11 protein-coding genes are annotated in these 15,632 nt (G+C 65.4%); 9 read left to right on the top strand and 2 right to left on the bottom strand.

Annotated elements, in window-relative coordinates; genetic code table 11:
- Positions 1-19 precede the first annotated feature (19 nt).
- Positions 20-1,072, bottom strand: a complete 1,053-nt coding sequence (locus QY325_10125; GenBank protein ID WKZ65117.1) for an anhydro-N-acetylmuramic acid kinase — start codon at positions 1,070-1,072, stop codon at positions 20-22.
- Between the two features lie 99 nt (positions 1,073-1,171).
- On the opposite strand from QY325_10125, the gene QY325_10120 reads away from it, so the two are divergent.
- From QY325_10120 to QY325_10090, 7 genes are all read left to right on the top strand, one after another.
- On the top strand, positions 1,172-2,341 hold the full coding sequence (locus QY325_10120; protein ID WKZ65116.1) for an acyl-CoA dehydrogenase family protein: 1,170 nt from the start codon (positions 1,172-1,174) through the stop codon (positions 2,339-2,341).
- A gap of 146 nt (positions 2,342-2,487) precedes the next feature.
- A complete protein-coding gene (locus tag QY325_10115; protein ID WKZ65115.1) occupies positions 2,488-3,273 on the top strand; it encodes a polysaccharide biosynthesis/export family protein in 786 nt (261 codons plus the stop codon).
- Position 3,274: 1 nt separating this feature from the next.
- Positions 3,275-5,611, top strand: coding sequence for a polysaccharide biosynthesis tyrosine autokinase (locus QY325_10110; GenBank protein ID WKZ65114.1), 2,337 nt, complete (start codon positions 3,275-3,277; stop codon positions 5,609-5,611).
- A gap of 15 nt (positions 5,612-5,626) precedes the next feature.
- Positions 5,627-6,970: a flippase gene (locus QY325_10105; GenBank protein WKZ65113.1), complete on the top strand. Its 1,344-nt coding sequence runs from the start codon at positions 5,627-5,629 to the stop codon at positions 6,968-6,970.
- Positions 6,967-8,238: a hypothetical protein gene (locus QY325_10100; GenBank protein WKZ65112.1), complete on the top strand. Its 1,272-nt coding sequence runs from the start codon at positions 6,967-6,969 to the stop codon at positions 8,236-8,238. The genes QY325_10105 and QY325_10100 overlap by 4 nt, the downstream gene beginning before the upstream one ends.
- Positions 8,225-9,217: a nucleotide-diphospho-sugar transferase gene (locus QY325_10095; protein ID WKZ65111.1), complete on the top strand. Its 993-nt coding sequence runs from the start codon at positions 8,225-8,227 to the stop codon at positions 9,215-9,217. The genes QY325_10100 and QY325_10095 overlap by 14 nt, the downstream gene beginning before the upstream one ends.
- 16 nt (positions 9,218-9,233) lie before the next feature.
- On the top strand, positions 9,234-10,505 hold the full coding sequence (locus QY325_10090; protein WKZ65110.1) for a hypothetical protein: 1,272 nt from the start codon (positions 9,234-9,236) through the stop codon (positions 10,503-10,505).
- Positions 10,506-10,547: 42 nt separating this feature from the next.
- Here QY325_10090 and QY325_10085 read toward each other — a convergent pair whose 3' ends face one another.
- On the bottom strand, positions 10,548-13,289 hold the full coding sequence (locus tag QY325_10085; GenBank protein WKZ65109.1) for a right-handed parallel beta-helix repeat-containing protein: 2,742 nt from the start codon (positions 13,287-13,289) through the stop codon (positions 10,548-10,550).
- Positions 13,290-13,465: 176 nt separating this feature from the next.
- Here QY325_10085 and QY325_10080 point away from each other — a divergent pair, with 176 nt between their 5' ends.
- Entirely contained in the window at positions 13,466-14,581 is a 1,116-nt protein-coding gene (locus QY325_10080; protein WKZ65108.1) for a glycosyltransferase family 4 protein, read from the top strand.
- Positions 14,578-15,603, top strand: a complete 1,026-nt coding sequence (locus tag QY325_10075) for an NAD(P)-dependent oxidoreductase (GenBank protein WKZ65107.1) — start codon at positions 14,578-14,580, stop codon at positions 15,601-15,603. Before QY325_10080 ends, QY325_10075 begins: the two co-directional genes overlap by 4 nt.
- Positions 15,604-15,632: the final 29 nt, after the last annotated feature.

Genomic DNA, 15,632 nt, shown 5'->3' with positions numbered 1-15,632 from the left:
GCGTTATCCCAACGGCATGTTAATTGGCCCAGTGCACCGCTCCGCCCACCGTGTCCCGCCTGGCCCCGGTCACGGTGGCCAGTGCCGTAGGCCCCCCCCGCATCCGCAGCGCGCCCAGCAGCGCAAAGATCAGCGCCTCCTTGAAGTCGATGGTGGTCTTTGGGGGCAGCACCAGCACGGCGCGGCCGCAGGCCGCGATGCGCTCCACCAAGAAACGGTTGTGCGCCCCGCCGCCGGTCAGGAGCACGGGCCCTTCCGCATGCTTCAGCGCCTTGGCCAGTTGCCCAGCGATGTGCTCCACCATTGTCCGGAGCCGCTTCTCCAAGGCCTCACTGCGGTCATCGACCAAGGGTAGCACCGACTCCTCGAACCGCTCACGACCCAGTGACTTCGGCGGCCGCTGACGGTGAAAGGGCAAATCGTTGAGCCGCTTCAGAAGGGCCGCATCCAGGCTGCCCTTCCGCGCCAGTTCGCCATCGCGGTCGAAGGGAACCCCGGCCTCATTCGCCAGGTGGTTCAGCGCCTGGTTGCCTATGCAAACGTCATAGCCGACGATGCGATCCGGCCCGTGCAGGCTGATGTTGCAGATGCCGCCGAGGTTGATGAAGGCCTTGAACTCCGGGAAGAGCAGGCGCTCGCCCAGCGGCACCAGGGGCGCCCCCTGCCCGCCCAGCGCGATGTCGGCGCTGCGGAAGTCGCACACGGTGGTGATGCCCGTGATGGCCGCGATGCGCGCGCCCGACCCGATCTGCGTGCTGAAGCCCAGCTCGGGCCGATGGAAGATGGTGTGCCCATGCGAGGCGATCAGCTCAGCTCTCTCTCCGCGCAGGAAGCGCTTGCAGGCCTGGCCGATGAAGCCACCGAGGTCCGCATCGAGCCGGGCCAGCTCGAGCGCGCTGCCGTGCATGGCGTGAAGCAACCGATCGCGCAGCGCCTGCGGGTAGTGCACCGTGCGCGCCTTGATGATCGCATGGCTCCAGCGCCCGCGCCGCTCGGTGAGCGCGCACAGCGCCAGGTCCAGCCCGTCGAGGGAGCTGCCGCTCATGACGCCGAGGGCGCGGTAGGTGGGCATGGGGCAAAGGTGGCCCATCACCGGGTTCCGGCGCCCGGAAGGGCTTGAACATCCTTCGGGCCAGGCCGTTTACCTTCGCCGACCCCTGAACAAGCAGCCATGTCCCACACCGCCACCCTCGCCGGCCTCAACTTCGAACTCTCCGAGGAGCAGATCGCGGCGCGCGATGCCGCCCGTGATTTCGCCCAGAACGTACTCAAGCCCGGCGTGATCGAACGCGACCGCGAACAGCGCTTCCCCGCCGCGGAGATCAAGCAGCTCGGTGAGCTCGGCTTCCTGGGCATGATGGTAGACCCCAAGTACGGCGGCGGTGGCATGGACACCGTGAGCTACGTGCTGGTGATGGAGGAGCTCAGCAAGGTGGACGCCAGCGCCAGCGTGGTGGTGAGCGTGAACAACAGCCTGGTGTGCTGGGGCCTGGAGACCTTCGGCAACGAGGAGCAGAAGCAGAAGTACCTGGTGCCCCTGGCCAAGGGCGAGAAGATCGGCGCGTTCTGCCTCAGCGAACCCGAGGCCGGCAGCGATGCCACCAGCCAGCGCACCACCGCCATCGACATGGGCGACCACTACCTGCTCAACGGCACCAAGAACTGGATCACCAACGGCGGCAGCGCCAGCACCTACCTGGTGATGGCCCAGACCGATGCGGCCAAGGGGCACAAGGGCATCAACTGCCTCATCGTGGAGAGGGGCATGCCCGGCTTCACCGTGGGTGCCAAGGAGGACAAGATGGGCATCCGCGGCAGCGACACCCATACGCTGATGTTCCAGGACGTGAAGGTGCCCAAGGCGAACCGCATCGGCGAGGATGGCTTCGGCTTCACCTTCGCCATGAAGACCCTGAGCGGCGGCCGCATCGGCATCGCTTCCCAGGCCCTTGGCATCGCCAGCGGCGCCTACGAGTTGGCCCTGGCCTACAGCAAGGAGCGCAAGGCCTTCGGCAAGCTCATCAGCGAGCACCAGGCCGTGGCCTTCAAGCTGGCCGACATGGCCACCGAGATCGAGGCCGCACGCCTCCTGTGCCTGAAGGCCGCCTGGCTGAAGGACCAGCACCTGAACTACGACCAGGCCAGCGCCATGGCCAAGGTCTTCGCCAGCGAGGTGGCCATGCGGACGACCACCGAGGCGGTGCAGATCCACGGCGGCTACGGCTACGTGAAGGAGTACCACGTGGAGCGCCTGATGCGCGACGCCAAGATCACCCAGATCTACGAGGGCACCAGCGAGGTGCAGCGCATCGTGATCAGCCGCAGCGTGCTGAAGGGCTGATCAGAGGGCAACCTCAGTCCTCCACCGATCGTTGAAAGGCGTTCGTCGCCCCGCGTGAGCGCCGCAAAAGCCGCGGCTATCTTTGGCCGGTGCCGAAAGGCGCCTTACGGGGCCGTTGACCCTGCCTGCCCCGCACCCAACACCGCATGCGCACCACTACCAAGAACCTCGGCCTGCTGGCCCTGCTGATGTTGCTGCTGGGCTCCTGTGTGGGCCGTCGGAGCCTCAATTACCTCAACGACCCCTCCCTGACGCCCGGGGCGAGCAAGCTGTTCGAGAACCAGAAGTTCGAGTATCGCCTGCAGGTGAACGATGTGCTGAGCATCCGCGTGCTCGGGCTCGACGACCAGACCCACCGGTACTTCAACGTGGAAGGGCCGGGCGGCGGGGCCATGGTGAGCGATGCAGCCCTCTACGTGAACGGCTTCTCGGTGGACAAGAACGGCCAGGTGCACCTTCCCCAGATCGGCAAGCTGAAGGTGCAGGGGCTGACGGTGGGGGAGGCCCAGGACCTGGTGCAGCGGAAGATCAACGAGTATTTCACAAACGCCACGGTGATCCTGAAGATGGTGAACTGGCGGGTGAGCGTGCTGGGGGCGGTATCCCGGCCGGGCACCTACGTGGTGTACAACAACCAGATCACCATCCTCGATGCCCTTTCCATGGCGGGGGGGCCGGATGAGCTCGCGGACAAGTCGCATGTGACGCTGATGCGGCAGAGCGACCGGGGGGTGCAGGCGCTGTACGTGGACCTGAGCACGACCGATGTGCTGCGCTCCGAGTACTACTACCTGCTGCCGAATGACGTGGTGTACGTGCCGGCGCTCGGTGCCCGCCCGGGCCGCCTCAACCTGGAGGTCCTTTCGGTGATCCTGGCCACCTTGAGCACCGCCGCCGTGGTCTTCACGGTGATCAAGAACAACACGCAGTAGCATGGCCGCCGCACCCGCGAACGACATCATCGACCTGCGGGCCATCGTCCGCAAGCTGCTGGCCAAGTGGTGGTGGTTCGTCATCACCTGCGGCCTGGCCGGCGCAGTGGGCGTGGCCTACCTGAAGACCACCCCCAAGAGCTACCGCGTGGAGGCCAAGATGCTCATGGGCGAGGGCAGCCGCACCGGATTCGGGCAGAAGGAGGACTTCCTGAAGGGCATGTCGCTGGTGCGCGGCAACTCGCAGCTGGAGGATGACATCGCCGTGCTCACCTCCCGCAACATGGTGGTGCGCACGCTGCGCAAGCTCGATTTCGGCATCTCCTATTACACCACCCGCCAGTTCCTCACGCAGGAGCACCACGAGTTCCCCCCGTTCCGCGTCTTCCTCGACTCCGTGGCGGTCCAGGTGACCGGCGTCCCCATCCATGTCAGGGTGGACCGCACGGCAGGCACCTACACCGTTTCCGCCAAGGGCGAGAACGTGCTGCTCTACAATGTGCAGAAGCAGGAGCTGCTGGAGCAATACATCGAGGAGTACAACGTCGATCAGACCCTCCGCATCGGTGAGCCCTTCGTGGGTCCCAACCTCAGCTTCCGCATCGAGTTCCCCGAGGACCGTGAGTACCAGGCTGACACAGACTACTACTTCAAGATCAACAGCCTGGAGGCCCAGGTGATGAACTACGGCACGCGGCTGGGGGTGAGCGAGCCGGAGGGCAATGGCCATGTCATCACCCTCAGCATGACCGGCTCCACGCCGAGCAAGGAGATCGCCTTCATCAATACCCTGATGGAGACATTCATCGAGGCTGAGCTGCGCAAGCAGCACCAGAAGGGCCTCCGGACGATCGAGTTCATCGACGAGCAGATCGGGTCGGTGGCCGATTCGCTGCGGCGCGCGGAGAGCGAGATGGAGGGTGCGCGCAGCACCACGGGCGTGTTCAACGTGGCGGCCACCTCCGATGCGCTGTTCCAGGAGCGGAACCGCCTCGAGAACGAGCGCAACAGCGTGCAGCGCCGCAGGGCCTACTGCAACCAGGTGCTGGAGAAGATCCGCTCCCAGAGCGACCTGCGGAACGTGCCGGCCCCGTCCTCCTCGGGCATCGACGACCCCGTTCTCAACAACCTCGTGATCGAGATCACCCGGCTGAGCGCCGACCTCGCTGCGCAGAACGTGAGCTCGGGACCGAAGAACAACCCAACGGTCATCGCCATGGAGCGGAAGGTGAAGAACCTCACCGCTTCACTGGCGCAGACAGCCGAAAGCCTCGTGCAGCAGGCCGATATCGATTACGATCAGCTCTCGAGCCGCCTCTCCTCCATCAACTTCCAGCTGGGGCAGATCCCCAAGGGCGAGCGCGAACTGGGCATCAAGCAGCGCAAGCTCGACCTGAGCGGCGGCCTTTACAACTACCTCATGGAGAAAAAGGCCGAGGCCGGCATCGCCATTGCCTCGGACCAGGTGGACAAGAGCGTGGTGGACGAGGCCCGCGTGGCCGGGGGCGGCGCCGTAGGGCCCGACAAGAAGGTGGTGCTGGGCGGCGCGATGCTCCTCGGGCTCATGATTCCTGTGCTCATCATCGTGCTCCGCGATTTCTTCAACGACCGCATCGCGGACCTCGACGAGCTGAAGCGCGTGACGAGCCTGCCCGTGCTCGCCGTGATACCCTCGAGCAAGCGCCGCAGGGTGACGGCCGACGAGCCCAAGTCGCTGCTGGCCGAGTCCTTCCGCACGGCGCGGATCAACCTGCAGTACCTCAACGCCAACGTGCCGCGCCAGGTGATCGGATTCACCAGCAGCACCAGCGGAGAGGGCAAGACCTTCAGTGCGGTGAACCTGGCCACCGTGATGGCCCTGTCGGGGCGGCGGGTCCTGGTCATCGATGCGGACATGCGACGGCCCAGCGTGATGAAGACGCTGGAGCAAGCCGAGGGAGCCGGCCTGAGCACCTGGCTGATCGGCGAGGCCGGGGTCAACGACATCGTGCGGCGGACGGATGTGCCGGGCCTCGATGTCATCGGAGCGGGCCCCATCCCCCCCAACCCCGGCGAGCTGCTGGAGAGCCCGCGCTTCGGTGAGCTGATCTCCGCCATGCGCAGCCGCTACGACCACATCCTGGTGGATTCATCGCCCATCGGCCTCGTCAGCGAGTTCGTGGTCCTCATGGGCCACCTGGACCTGACCCTTTACGTGGTGCGCGAGCGCCGTACGCAGCGCAGCGCGCTGCGTGTGATCAACGAGATGGCGGCCAGCGGCAAGGTGGGACGCGTGGATGTGCTCCTCAACGACGTGAAGGCCGGCAGTTCGGATGGATACGGCTACTACACCAAGTAGGCCTTCGGCCCACGCATGATCCGCACCGAGGGTTCGCGCAAGGTCCTCAGGAACGTGTCCTGGCTGTTCGTCGAGCGCTTGGTGCGCCTGGCGGTGGTGCTCCTCACCGGCATCTATGTGGCGCGCGGTCTCGGCGAGGAGCTCTTCGGCCATCTCAACTACGCCACGGGCTTCGTCGGGCTGTTCTTCGCGCTCGGCGCCATGGGAATCGACGAGATCCTCGTACGCGACCTCGTGAAGCACCCCGAGCGGCGCGCCGAACTCCTGGGCACCGGCGCCCTCATCAAGCTGGCTGGTGCCGCCCTGCTGGTACTCTTGGCCACGCTGGGCTCCCTGCTGAAGGGCATGGATGCGCTCACGGTGTCGCTGGTGGTGGTGATCGCCAGTGCGGAGCTGCTCCGCCCGTTCGGGGTCATCGAGCAATGGTTCATGTCGCAGGTGAAGGCCGGCCCCGTCGTGCGCGTGCAGATGGCGCAGGTCCTGGTGAGCTCCGGGGTGAAGTTCGCCCTGCTCGGACTGATCCATGCGGGCGTGCTCACGGCGCGCGAGGCGCTCATCGGGTTCGCCTGGGTGTACGTCATCGAGTCCGTGGTCCTCACCTTGGGCTACCTGCTGGCGCTGCAGCGCTGGGGCGGCAGCTGGCGCACATGGAGGGCCAGCCGGTCCATGGCGCGCCACCTGCTTCGTGAGTCGTGGCCCATGCTGATCTACGGCATGGCGCTCTTCGTGCAGGCGCGCATCGACCAGGTGATGATCAAGGACATGCTGGCGGCGCGTGAGGGGGAGGCGGCGGCCTACGCGGAGGTGGGCCAGTACTCCGTGGCCCTGCGCATGATCGAGGCGCTCGGGTTCCTGCCCGTGATCGTGCAGGCTTCGCTCGCTCCGGCCATCACCCGTGCCAAGGGGGTCTCCCATGCCATGTACACCGATCGCCTGCTCAATCAGTACCGGCTGATGTTCCTGCTCTTCCTCGTCACTGCGGTGCCCCTTTATTTCCTGGCGCGTCCGATCATCGTGCTGCTGTTCGGCGCCGAGTACGAACCGGCGGGCGTCCTGCTGTCGCTGTTCGCCATCCGGCTCTTCTTCACCAATATGGGTACGGGGAAGCGCAGCTTCATCACCAACGAGAGCCTCTTCCGGTACTCGCTCTTCACGGCGGCCGTCGGTGTGCTCGTGAATGTCGGCATCAATTGGCTCCTCATTCCCGACCTGCGGTCGATCGGCGCCATCTGGGCTACGATCATTTCCTTCCTGGTGAGCATCTTCCTCCTCGACCTGCTGTTCCCACGCACCCGCGAGAACCTCCGACTCATGGTCACCGGCATCCTCACCTTCTGGCGATTCCATCGTGCAGCATGAGCGCGCTCAGCAGGCATCTGGTCCCCTTGAAGCCCCGGCCCTTCGCGGAGCGGGCCTGCCCGAAGTGCGGTTCCACCGCGGTTGATGCGGTGGATGTGGCCTTTCCGGGCATCCATGTGCTCGGCGACTACGCGTGCAGAGATTGCGGATACCGGTTCTACCACGACATGCCCGTGGGCTTCGCCGTGGATTACGATGTGGCCATCGGCAAGGCGGATGGCACGCTGCACAACCCGAAGGACGTGGATGGGTGGGTGCACGGTCCGCTCATGTCCGGCTTCCGTGCGCCCAGCGATGAGGAGGTGCGGATCGAGCGGCGCGTGATCCGGCCCTGCAAGCGGGTGGTCCTCCTCAATACGCTCGACTTCCTGTACGGCCATGTGCTGCTGAAGCTCTGGAATGCCACCTATTACCTGGAGGCCCATCCCGACCTGGGGCTCGTGCTCCTGGTGCCCCGCGCGTTCGCCTGGCTGGTGCCGAAGGGCGCTGCCGAGGTGTGGGTCGTGGATCAGCGGCTCGGCAAGGCGCATGGATGGTACCGCTCCATCGACCGGCAGGTGAAGGCGTTCCTCAAGGACTATGACGAGGTCTTCCTCGGCCGCGGCTATGCGCATCCGGATAAGACCGCCATCGACATCGCCCGCTACACCGGCGTGGAGCCCTTCCCCTTGGAGGACTATGCCACGGCTCCGAAGCGCATCACCTTCGTGCTCCGTGAGGACCGGCTCTGGTACCGGACGCCGCTGCACAAGCTGATGCACCGGGCGCTCCGCCGCATCGGGCTGAGGCGCCTGGCCGATTGCTTCTTCCTCAGGGACCAGCAGCGCCTTGCCATGGGGGCGCTGGCCCGCATCCGCCTGGCTGTGCCGGGGGTGCGTGCGACCATCGTCGGCCTTGGCGATCCCTCGCTGGTGCCCACGGGCGTGACCGACCTGCGGACCCGGCGCATCGACGAGCAGGTTGAGCGCGCATGGTGCTCCGCCTACGCCGGCAGCCAGCTCGTGGTGGGGGTGCATGGCTCCAATATGCTGCTGCCCACGGCGCTAGCAGCGGGCTGCATCGAGGTGCTGCCGCGCGACCGCTACATCAACCTGGCCCAGGACGTGGCCGTGCGCTACAACGATGTGATGCAGCTCTTCCTCTACCGCTTCGTGGATGAGTTCGCCACCTCCGCCGATGTCGCTCGGCATGCCGTCTCCATGCTGCGCGATTTCGAGCTGTTCAATCGAAACAACCGCGTGAACCCCCCTCATCATGCAGGACGCTGAACGCCCCTTCACGCTCACCACGCCGGTGCTCCTCATCGGGTTCAACAGAACGGGGCCGCTCCGGCAGGTGTTCGAGGCCATCCGTGCGGCCCGGCCATCCCGGCTCTACTTCGCAGCCGACGGGCCGCGCAACGAGAAGGAGCGAGAGCGCTGCGAGGCCGTGCGTGCCATGGCCAAGGAGGTGGACTGGCCCTGCGAGGTGCATACGCGGTTCAACGAGCGCAACCTGGGCCTCCGGATGGGCGTGAGCTCGGCCCTGGACTGGTTCTTCCTGCATGAGCCGGAGGGCATCGTGCTGGAGGACGACACCCTGCCGGTGCCCTCGTTCTTCCGGTTCGCCCAGGAGATGCTGGAGCGGTACCGAGAGGATGAGCGCGTATGGGTGGTGATGGGGAACAACCTCATGGAGGATTGGGCGGGCGAGCGCGATGGGGATTACTATTTCAGCGCCCATGGCTATGGTGCGCCGTGGGGGTGGGCCAGCTGGCGCCGGGTCTGGCGCCATTATGACTCCGCCATGGGCCAATGGCCTGCCCTCAAGACCACCGCGCGGCTGGCCGATTTCTTCCTGAGCAAGGAGGAGGAGCGCGATGTGCATGCCATGTTCGACCGCGTGCATTCCGGCGTGATGAACTCCTGGAGCTACCAGCTGGACATCACCAGGGTCATCAACCATGGCCTGAACATCCTGCCTGAGACGAACCTGATCGACAACATCGGCTTCGGGGACGATGGCACGCACACCGTCAGCCTCTCCGATCCGCGCAACAAGCGCACGGCACGCGACATCTCCTTCCCGTTGCGGCATCCCCGCTTCATGATGCTCGACGCCCGGCGCGACCGCGAGTACTTCCGCAGGTACATCGGCAGTACGCCCCGCGAGCGCTTCAAGCAGCGCATCAAGGAGCTCATACCGGGCGGCCCCAAGGGGCCCTTGGTGCAGGGGCTCATCGGGCTGAAGCGTAAGTTCGGAGGCTAGCCCCGCGTGCGCTGCCATGATCCGCAAGAGCCAGCTCGTCAACGCCCTCTTCGTGCTGGGCTTTCCGGTCTACGGCTTCGGCAACTACTACGGCCTGAAGTCCGGCCTCGCCAAGGGCATGATGATCACGGTGGCGCCCTTCGTGGCCATCCTGCTCTTCCACCTGGTCGACGCCATGTACAGGAAGCGCATGGGGCGGGTGCTAACGGGCACCTGGTGGCTCGCCATGCTCTATGTGGGCACGCTCTGCGCCTCCATGTTCGTGGCCATGCGCGCCGGGATACCCGGGGTGCAGACGGGGAATGCGCTGCTTTCCTGCCTCATCTTCCTGGCGCCGTTCAATGCGGCGGTGGTGGTGGTCCTCCACAATCGGGGCGACCCCGGCTTCGATTTCGGCCGCCTGCTGTTCCTCGGCCTGGGCCTGTTGCTAGCCATCAACGTGCTCGGCTTTTTGGCCGGTGTCCAGTCCTACGGGCACGCTTTCGAGGGACGTGCCAATTTCCCGTTCATCCGGGGCATCTACACGGGGGCGCACGTCCTGGCCGCCTGGGCGCTCATGCTCATGGTGGGCATGCGCGATGCCGCCCGCCGCCCGGTCGCCTTCGCCCTGGGCCTGGCGGCCCTCGCCATCTGCCTGTATTTCATGGTGCGCATAAACAGCCGCTTGTCGTTCATGATCTTCCTGATGCTCGCGGTGCTCTTCGTCACCCGTGCGATCAAGGTGGTCCGCGGCCTGTACACCATCTCGCTCTTCACGCTGCCCCTGCTCCTCAGCTTCTCCTTGCTCGTATACCAGGTGCTGAGCCTGCCTTTCTTCTCGGCGGTGCTCGAGCGCGTCTCCAAGGAGGACGTCACCACATTCAATGGACGCAGCGATATCTGGTATTCCGTGGGCGACTGGGCCGTCAACGACCGCACGGGCCTGCTGTTCGGCAATGGCTTCAAGGGCCATTACAGGCTGGGCCTGCTCGATCGGGTGGCGGTGATGTGGGATGTGGAGAACCCGGTGAACCTGCACACGCACAGCACTTTCACGGAGGTGCTGGTGGGCCAGGGCATCCTGGGCGTGGTGCTGCTCTATGTCCTGTTCTGGCGGGGCTTCATGCATTACCGCCGCCAGTACCTCGATGGCACCGGTCAGGCGCCGATGTTCGGTGCCTTCGCCTACCTGCTCTTCATCTGGCAGCTCGACATCTTCTGCTATGGCGTGGACATCGGCCATTCGATCCTCCTGTCGATGCTGGCGCCGCTCTGCGTCCGTCGGCAGCCCGATGGCCTCGGCGCCTAGCGGAACGGCCCGGCCCTCAAGGCCGGGCCGTTCCGACTGTGTTCACAGGACGGAGATCCGCTGCGGTGTTCGGCGCCCGTCATCCTCGTGCACCAGGAGGTAGGTGCCGGCTCCCAGGCCGCTGGGCAGCACCAGCATGGAGCGGGCACCGGTCACGCGCTCGGTGAGCAGCAGCTGTCCCTGCAGGCCATACAGCATCAAGGCGCCCGAGCCGGCCGGCACCTCCACCGCGATGGATTGGCCGGGGCTGGCGGGGTTCGGGAAGGCATGCAACGCGTTGGCCGCAGCAGAAGTGCCATCGCTGCCATCGCCCATGCCCGTGGTGAGGCAGGTGGAATCGTCCTCCTTCACCAGCACCACGGAGCGGTAGGCCGGCAGCGTGATGGAGCCGGTGTGGAGGTTGCCATCCGTGTCGCTCCAGCAGCCCTGCAGGCTGAAGGTCTGGTCGGTCGGGCCTTCGTTGATCAGCAGCTGCTGGCGCTCGAAGGGGTCCACCGGCACGGCGCTCACCCGCTCCAGGGCGATGTTGTCGATGAAGTAGACGCCCTCGGTGTAGTGGTTCGTGAACTGGCAGGCGCCTTGGTCGGTGATGCTGCTCTGGAAGAAGTGCTCCACATCGCGCCGGTTGGCATCGAAGGGGAACACCCGCTCGCCCTCCTGCACCGGCGTGCTCAGCTGGCTGATGCCCTTGAAGCCCACGGTGAGCTCGCCCATCAGGTCGCTCACGATGCTGAAGCGGAGCCGGTACCAGCTGCCTTGCTGCAAGCTGGCATTCGTGCTGTGCTTCAGGTTGAAGGTGTTGTAGGAGGCGTTGTCGGTGAAGGACACCCGCATGCATCCGCCGTCGAGGCGGCTGGCGTTGTGCGTCAGCTGTCCCTGCGTGGGCCATCCGCCCCATCCGTTCACGTTGCTGTTGAAGCTCCCGTTGGCGACCGCGTTCGTGCCGAACACCTCGAGCACTTCCATGCTGGGGAGGTAGAGCGGGCTCCGGGTGGACCCGGCATCCTCGGTGAAGGTGCTCTGCCAGCGCTCCAGCGTGAAGTAGCGGTGCGTGCCGGCGAAGGTGTTGTGCAGGTAGATGCTGCGGTCGTTGTACGGGTTGAAGTACCGGTTGTTCGTGAAGGTGCCGTAATCGACATAGGCCGAGCCGTTCACATGGTACTGCCGCATGCAGAGCTGGTCCTTGGTCACCCCATAGAGCACATTGCCCGTGTAAACCGTGTTGAACGCGGGCACGAAGTAGGGTGCGGTGGCTCCGGGGCCGTTGTAGTTGCTGAAGTCCGAGATGCTGAGCTGGATCTTGTTGTTGAAGAGCACGTTGCCCTCGATCCGGTTCCCGGTGCTCACCATCGTATGGTCGACATGGATGCCGCTCACGCTGCAGTTCGTCACCGTGTTGTCCTTCACCAGGGTGTTCTTGATGCTCGTGTTGCCGAAGTAGATGCCATGGCACATGGGGTAGGCATTGATCCAGTTCGGGGCGCAGCTCTCGATGTCGCCCTGAAGGTCGCGGACGATGTTGTTGCGGATGACGGCGCCATCGGCGTGGTCGAAGGAGATGCCCCCGCCATCGTTGAGGATCGCCATGGCATTGATCACCACGTTGCGCTCCACCACGGCATTGTTGGCCACGGCGATGGCGATGTAGCCGACGTTGACGAGGCGGTTGTCGGCGACCGTTACATCGGCGCCGTTCATCCGGATGCCGAGGTAGCCCATGTTGTTCTCGCCGAGACCGGGCACGGTGGCGATGTCCTCAAGCGTGCAGTGATGGAGGCTGGTGCCGTTATCGAGCAGGGAGATGGCCGTGCCGTAGGTGCGCTGCACCGTGAGGTGGTGGAAGTCCTGGTTGTTGCCTGTGCTGAGGATGGCCTGCCAGGTGTCGGTGAAGGTGCAGTTCATGGCTTCCAGGTCGGAGGTGCCCGACAGGCGGAGCGAGGCGGTGTGCTGGTGCTTGAAGTGGATGCCGTCCACCTTGATGTGGTGGCGCTGCCAGCTCACGTACACGCCGAAGTCGGTGACGCTGGCCTCCACCAGCACGTTGTTGGGGTTGGCATTGTTGGGGCACCACAGGTACAGCTGGCCGGCAGCGCGGTCGTGGAACCATTCGCCGGGAGCATCGAGCAGCTCCAGCTTGTTGCGCAGGAAGTAGCCCCACTGCTGGCTTTGCAGGTTGTTGCCCGTGCTGCTGTGGGTGAGCACCCCATTGCTGAAGGCGCTGACGTAGGCGGTGTCGTAGCTCCAATTGGTGGTGCGGATCACCGCAGTCGCGCCGGTCCAGTACCCGTTAGGCTGCGAGAGTTCGGCGTCCGTCAGGCTGGTGCTCGTACCCTGGTCCACGCGCAGCCAGCCGGTATTGGGGAAGCGGGCGATGGTCTGCAGGGCCCCGTTCACGTACACATGCTTCACCGCCTGGCTCATGGGCACGCGCCAGATGTTGCCGCTGTGCTGGGTCCATCCGGCGACCGCCACGCTTCCGCTGATGATGGGCTGCGCACCATTGCCGTAGGCACCGACCTCGATGTAGCTGGACGCGGTGCCGCTACCATTGATATTGATCTTCCCTCGGTATACGCCGCCACGCTGCAGCAGGACGCGGTCGCCGGGCTGCAGTGAGAAGGAGATCTGGTTGAAGCGCTCCAGCGTCTGCCAGGCGGTGGCCTGGCTGGTGCCGTTGTTGCTGTCGTTCCCCGTCGGAGAGATGTAGTAGGTGGCGCTCCGGCCGGCATGCCACACGATGGCGGCGGTGAGGAGGAGGAGCGTGCGGAGCAAGGAGTATCGCATGGGGAGTGAACTTGGGGCCTTCAACCCCCCCCGCCAAGCCAATGTTCCCCAAACTCGACGGAGGCGCCGTGGCTTTCGACGAATCCGCCTCTCCCCCGATGGGGCTCCACGTCCGATTGTTGAATGCTTGCGGCACGGACTCGGCCTCGCGGAGGGGCCGCCGGTAGCTTTGCCGGGTGCCCCGTTCCCCCATGCGCATCCTGGTGGTCGGCCAGACCCCGCCACCGTTCGGCGGACAGGCCGTCATGATCCAAGCCCTCCTGGATGGCCGGTACGAGCGCATCAGGCTGTTCCATGTGCGGATGGCATTCTCCTCGGACATGGAAAGCGTGGGCAAGTTCGCGGTAGGCAAGCTGGCGGTGCTCGCCGGCACCATTGCCCGCATCTGGTGGGCGAGGCTCAGGCACGGCACTACCGTGCTCTATTACCCCCCGAGCGGCCCTCAGATGGTGCCGGTGCTACGCGACATCGCCCTGCTGTGCGCCACCCGGTGGCTCTTCGGCAAGGTGGTGTTCCACTTCCATGCCGGAGGCGTCTCCGGTTTCGAGGAGCGCTTGCCGGGCTTTTTCCGCCCTTTCTTCCGGTTCGCCTACCGCAGGCCCCACCTGGCCATACGCACTGCGCCGCAGAATCCACCTGATGGCATGGCCTTGGGGGCGCTGCGCGATGCGGTGGTGCCCAACGGCATCCCCGATCATCGCGGACAGGTGCCTGAGCGCTGTTCAGGGCCGGGTGAGCCGCTGGAGATCCTCTTCGTCGGCGTGCTGGTGGAAAGCAAGGGCGTGCGGGTGCTTCTGGAGGCCTTCGCGCAGCTGCTCGACCTTGGTGTAGATGCCCGTTTGAGGGTCATGGGCCGTTGGAGCGAGGAGCCCCTCAAGGCCTGGAGCATGGCGTTCATCGCTGGGCGCGGATTGAAGGACAGGGTGGAGTTCCTCGGCGTGCTGCAGGGCACGGAGAAGGATCGCCGATTCGCGGCATGCGATATCTTCTGCTTCCCATCCTACTTCGAGGCGGAGAGCTTCGGTCTGGTGCTGGTGGAGGCCATGCAGTTCGCCAAGCCCGTGGTGAGCACCACTTGGCGGGGCATACCGTCGGTGGTGGAGGAGGGCGTCAATGGCTTCCTCGTACCGGTTAGGGATACCGGCGCCGTGGCCGCACGGTTGCTTCAGCTCGCACAGGATCCCGGGCTCCGCTCCCGCATGGGGCAGGCCGGCCGGCGCATCTTTGAGCAACGGTTCACGTTAGAGGCCTTTCAACGCGCCATGGAGCGCGAATTATCCGCATTGGAATGAGTGAGGGGATGCGGCTGCTGGTCACCGGCGCCTCGGGATTCATCGGCACCAATCTGGTGGAGCGCTTCACCGCCCTGGGCGTGCCGCTGCTCAACCTGGACTGGAATCCTCCGCTCAACCCGGCCCACGCCGTTCACTGGCGCGAGGCGGATATCATGGACCGGCAAGCCCTGGCCGCCGCATTCGATGCCTTCAAGCCCACGCACGTGGTGCACCTCGCAGCCCGCACGGACACCGAGGAGCCCGTGGATGTGGACGCCTACAGGCAGAACCACGAGGGCACGCGGCGGCTTCTCGAGGCAGTGAAGGCATGCCCCAGCGTGCGCCGCATCATCATCACCAGCACGCAGTTCGTCTGCGAGGCCGGTTACCAGCCCCGGCACGACCTCGATTTCAAGCCATTCACGGTCTACGGCGAGTCGAAGCGGCTCACCGAAATGGCCACGCGTGAGGCCGGCCTGGCCTGTACCTGGACGATCATCCGGCCCACCACCATCTGGGGCCCGTGGTCGCTGCGCTACCGCGACGTCCTGTTCAAGGTGATGCGCAAGGGGCTCTATTTCCACCCCGGGCGGCAGCGCGTGGTCCGCTCCTACGGCTATGTGGGCAATGTGGTGTGGCAGATCGAACGGATGCTCACCGTACCCGACGCCACGGTGAACGGGAAGGTCTTCTACGTGGGCGACCCGCCCTTCGACCTCAAGGAATGGGTGGAGGAGGTGTCGAAGCAGTTGACCGGCCGGCCGGTGCGGTACATCCCCAGCCTGCTGGTGCGCTCCATCGCCCTCGTCGGCGATGCCTTCAAGGCGGTCGGGCTGCCTTTCCCCATCACCAGCGGCCGCTACCGAAGCATGACCTCCGACTACATCACCCCCATGGACCGCACGATCGAGGCGGTGGGCCAGGCGCCCTTCAGCATTCCCGATGGCGTGCGCGAGATGGTGCGGTGGTACGACGACGGCAGCGAGCGCTGGACCGCCGGCCCGAAGAAGGACGCACGAACCGATTCGGACGCGCAGTGAGCCCGGCCGGGTGCGCCATCTTTACGGCC

Source organism: Flavobacteriales bacterium, assembly GCA_030584065.1.
Classification (GTDB): Bacteria; Bacteroidota; Bacteroidia; order Flavobacteriales_F; family PHOS-HE28; genus PHOS-HE28.
This window is presented reverse-complemented; position numbering and strand designations above follow the sequence as displayed.

Bases quoted from the DNA above. Each gene is read 5' to 3' on its own strand.
- QY325_10125 (WKZ65117.1), bottom strand. From the start codon at position 1,072: ATGCCCACCTACCGCGCCCTCGGCGTCATGAGCGGCAGCTCCCTCGAC.
- QY325_10120 (WKZ65116.1), top strand. From the start codon at position 1,172: ATGTCCCACACCGCCACCCTCGCCGGCCTCAACTTCGAACTCTCCGAG.
- QY325_10115 (WKZ65115.1), top strand. From the start codon at position 2,488: ATGCGCACCACTACCAAGAACCTCGGCCTGCTGGCCCTGCTGATGTTG.
- QY325_10110 (WKZ65114.1), top strand. From the start codon at position 3,275: ATGGCCGCCGCACCCGCGAACGACATCATCGACCTGCGGGCCATCGTC.
- QY325_10105 (WKZ65113.1), top strand. From the start codon at position 5,627: ATGATCCGCACCGAGGGTTCGCGCAAGGTCCTCAGGAACGTGTCCTGG.
- QY325_10100 (WKZ65112.1), top strand. From the start codon at position 6,967: ATGAGCGCGCTCAGCAGGCATCTGGTCCCCTTGAAGCCCCGGCCCTTC.
- QY325_10095 (WKZ65111.1), top strand. From the start codon at position 8,225: ATGCAGGACGCTGAACGCCCCTTCACGCTCACCACGCCGGTGCTCCTC.
- QY325_10090 (WKZ65110.1), top strand. From the start codon at position 9,234: ATGATCCGCAAGAGCCAGCTCGTCAACGCCCTCTTCGTGCTGGGCTTT.
- QY325_10085 (WKZ65109.1), bottom strand. From the start codon at position 13,289: ATGCGATACTCCTTGCTCCGCACGCTCCTCCTCCTCACCGCCGCCATC.
- QY325_10075 (WKZ65107.1), top strand. From the start codon at position 14,578: ATGAGTGAGGGGATGCGGCTGCTGGTCACCGGCGCCTCGGGATTCATC.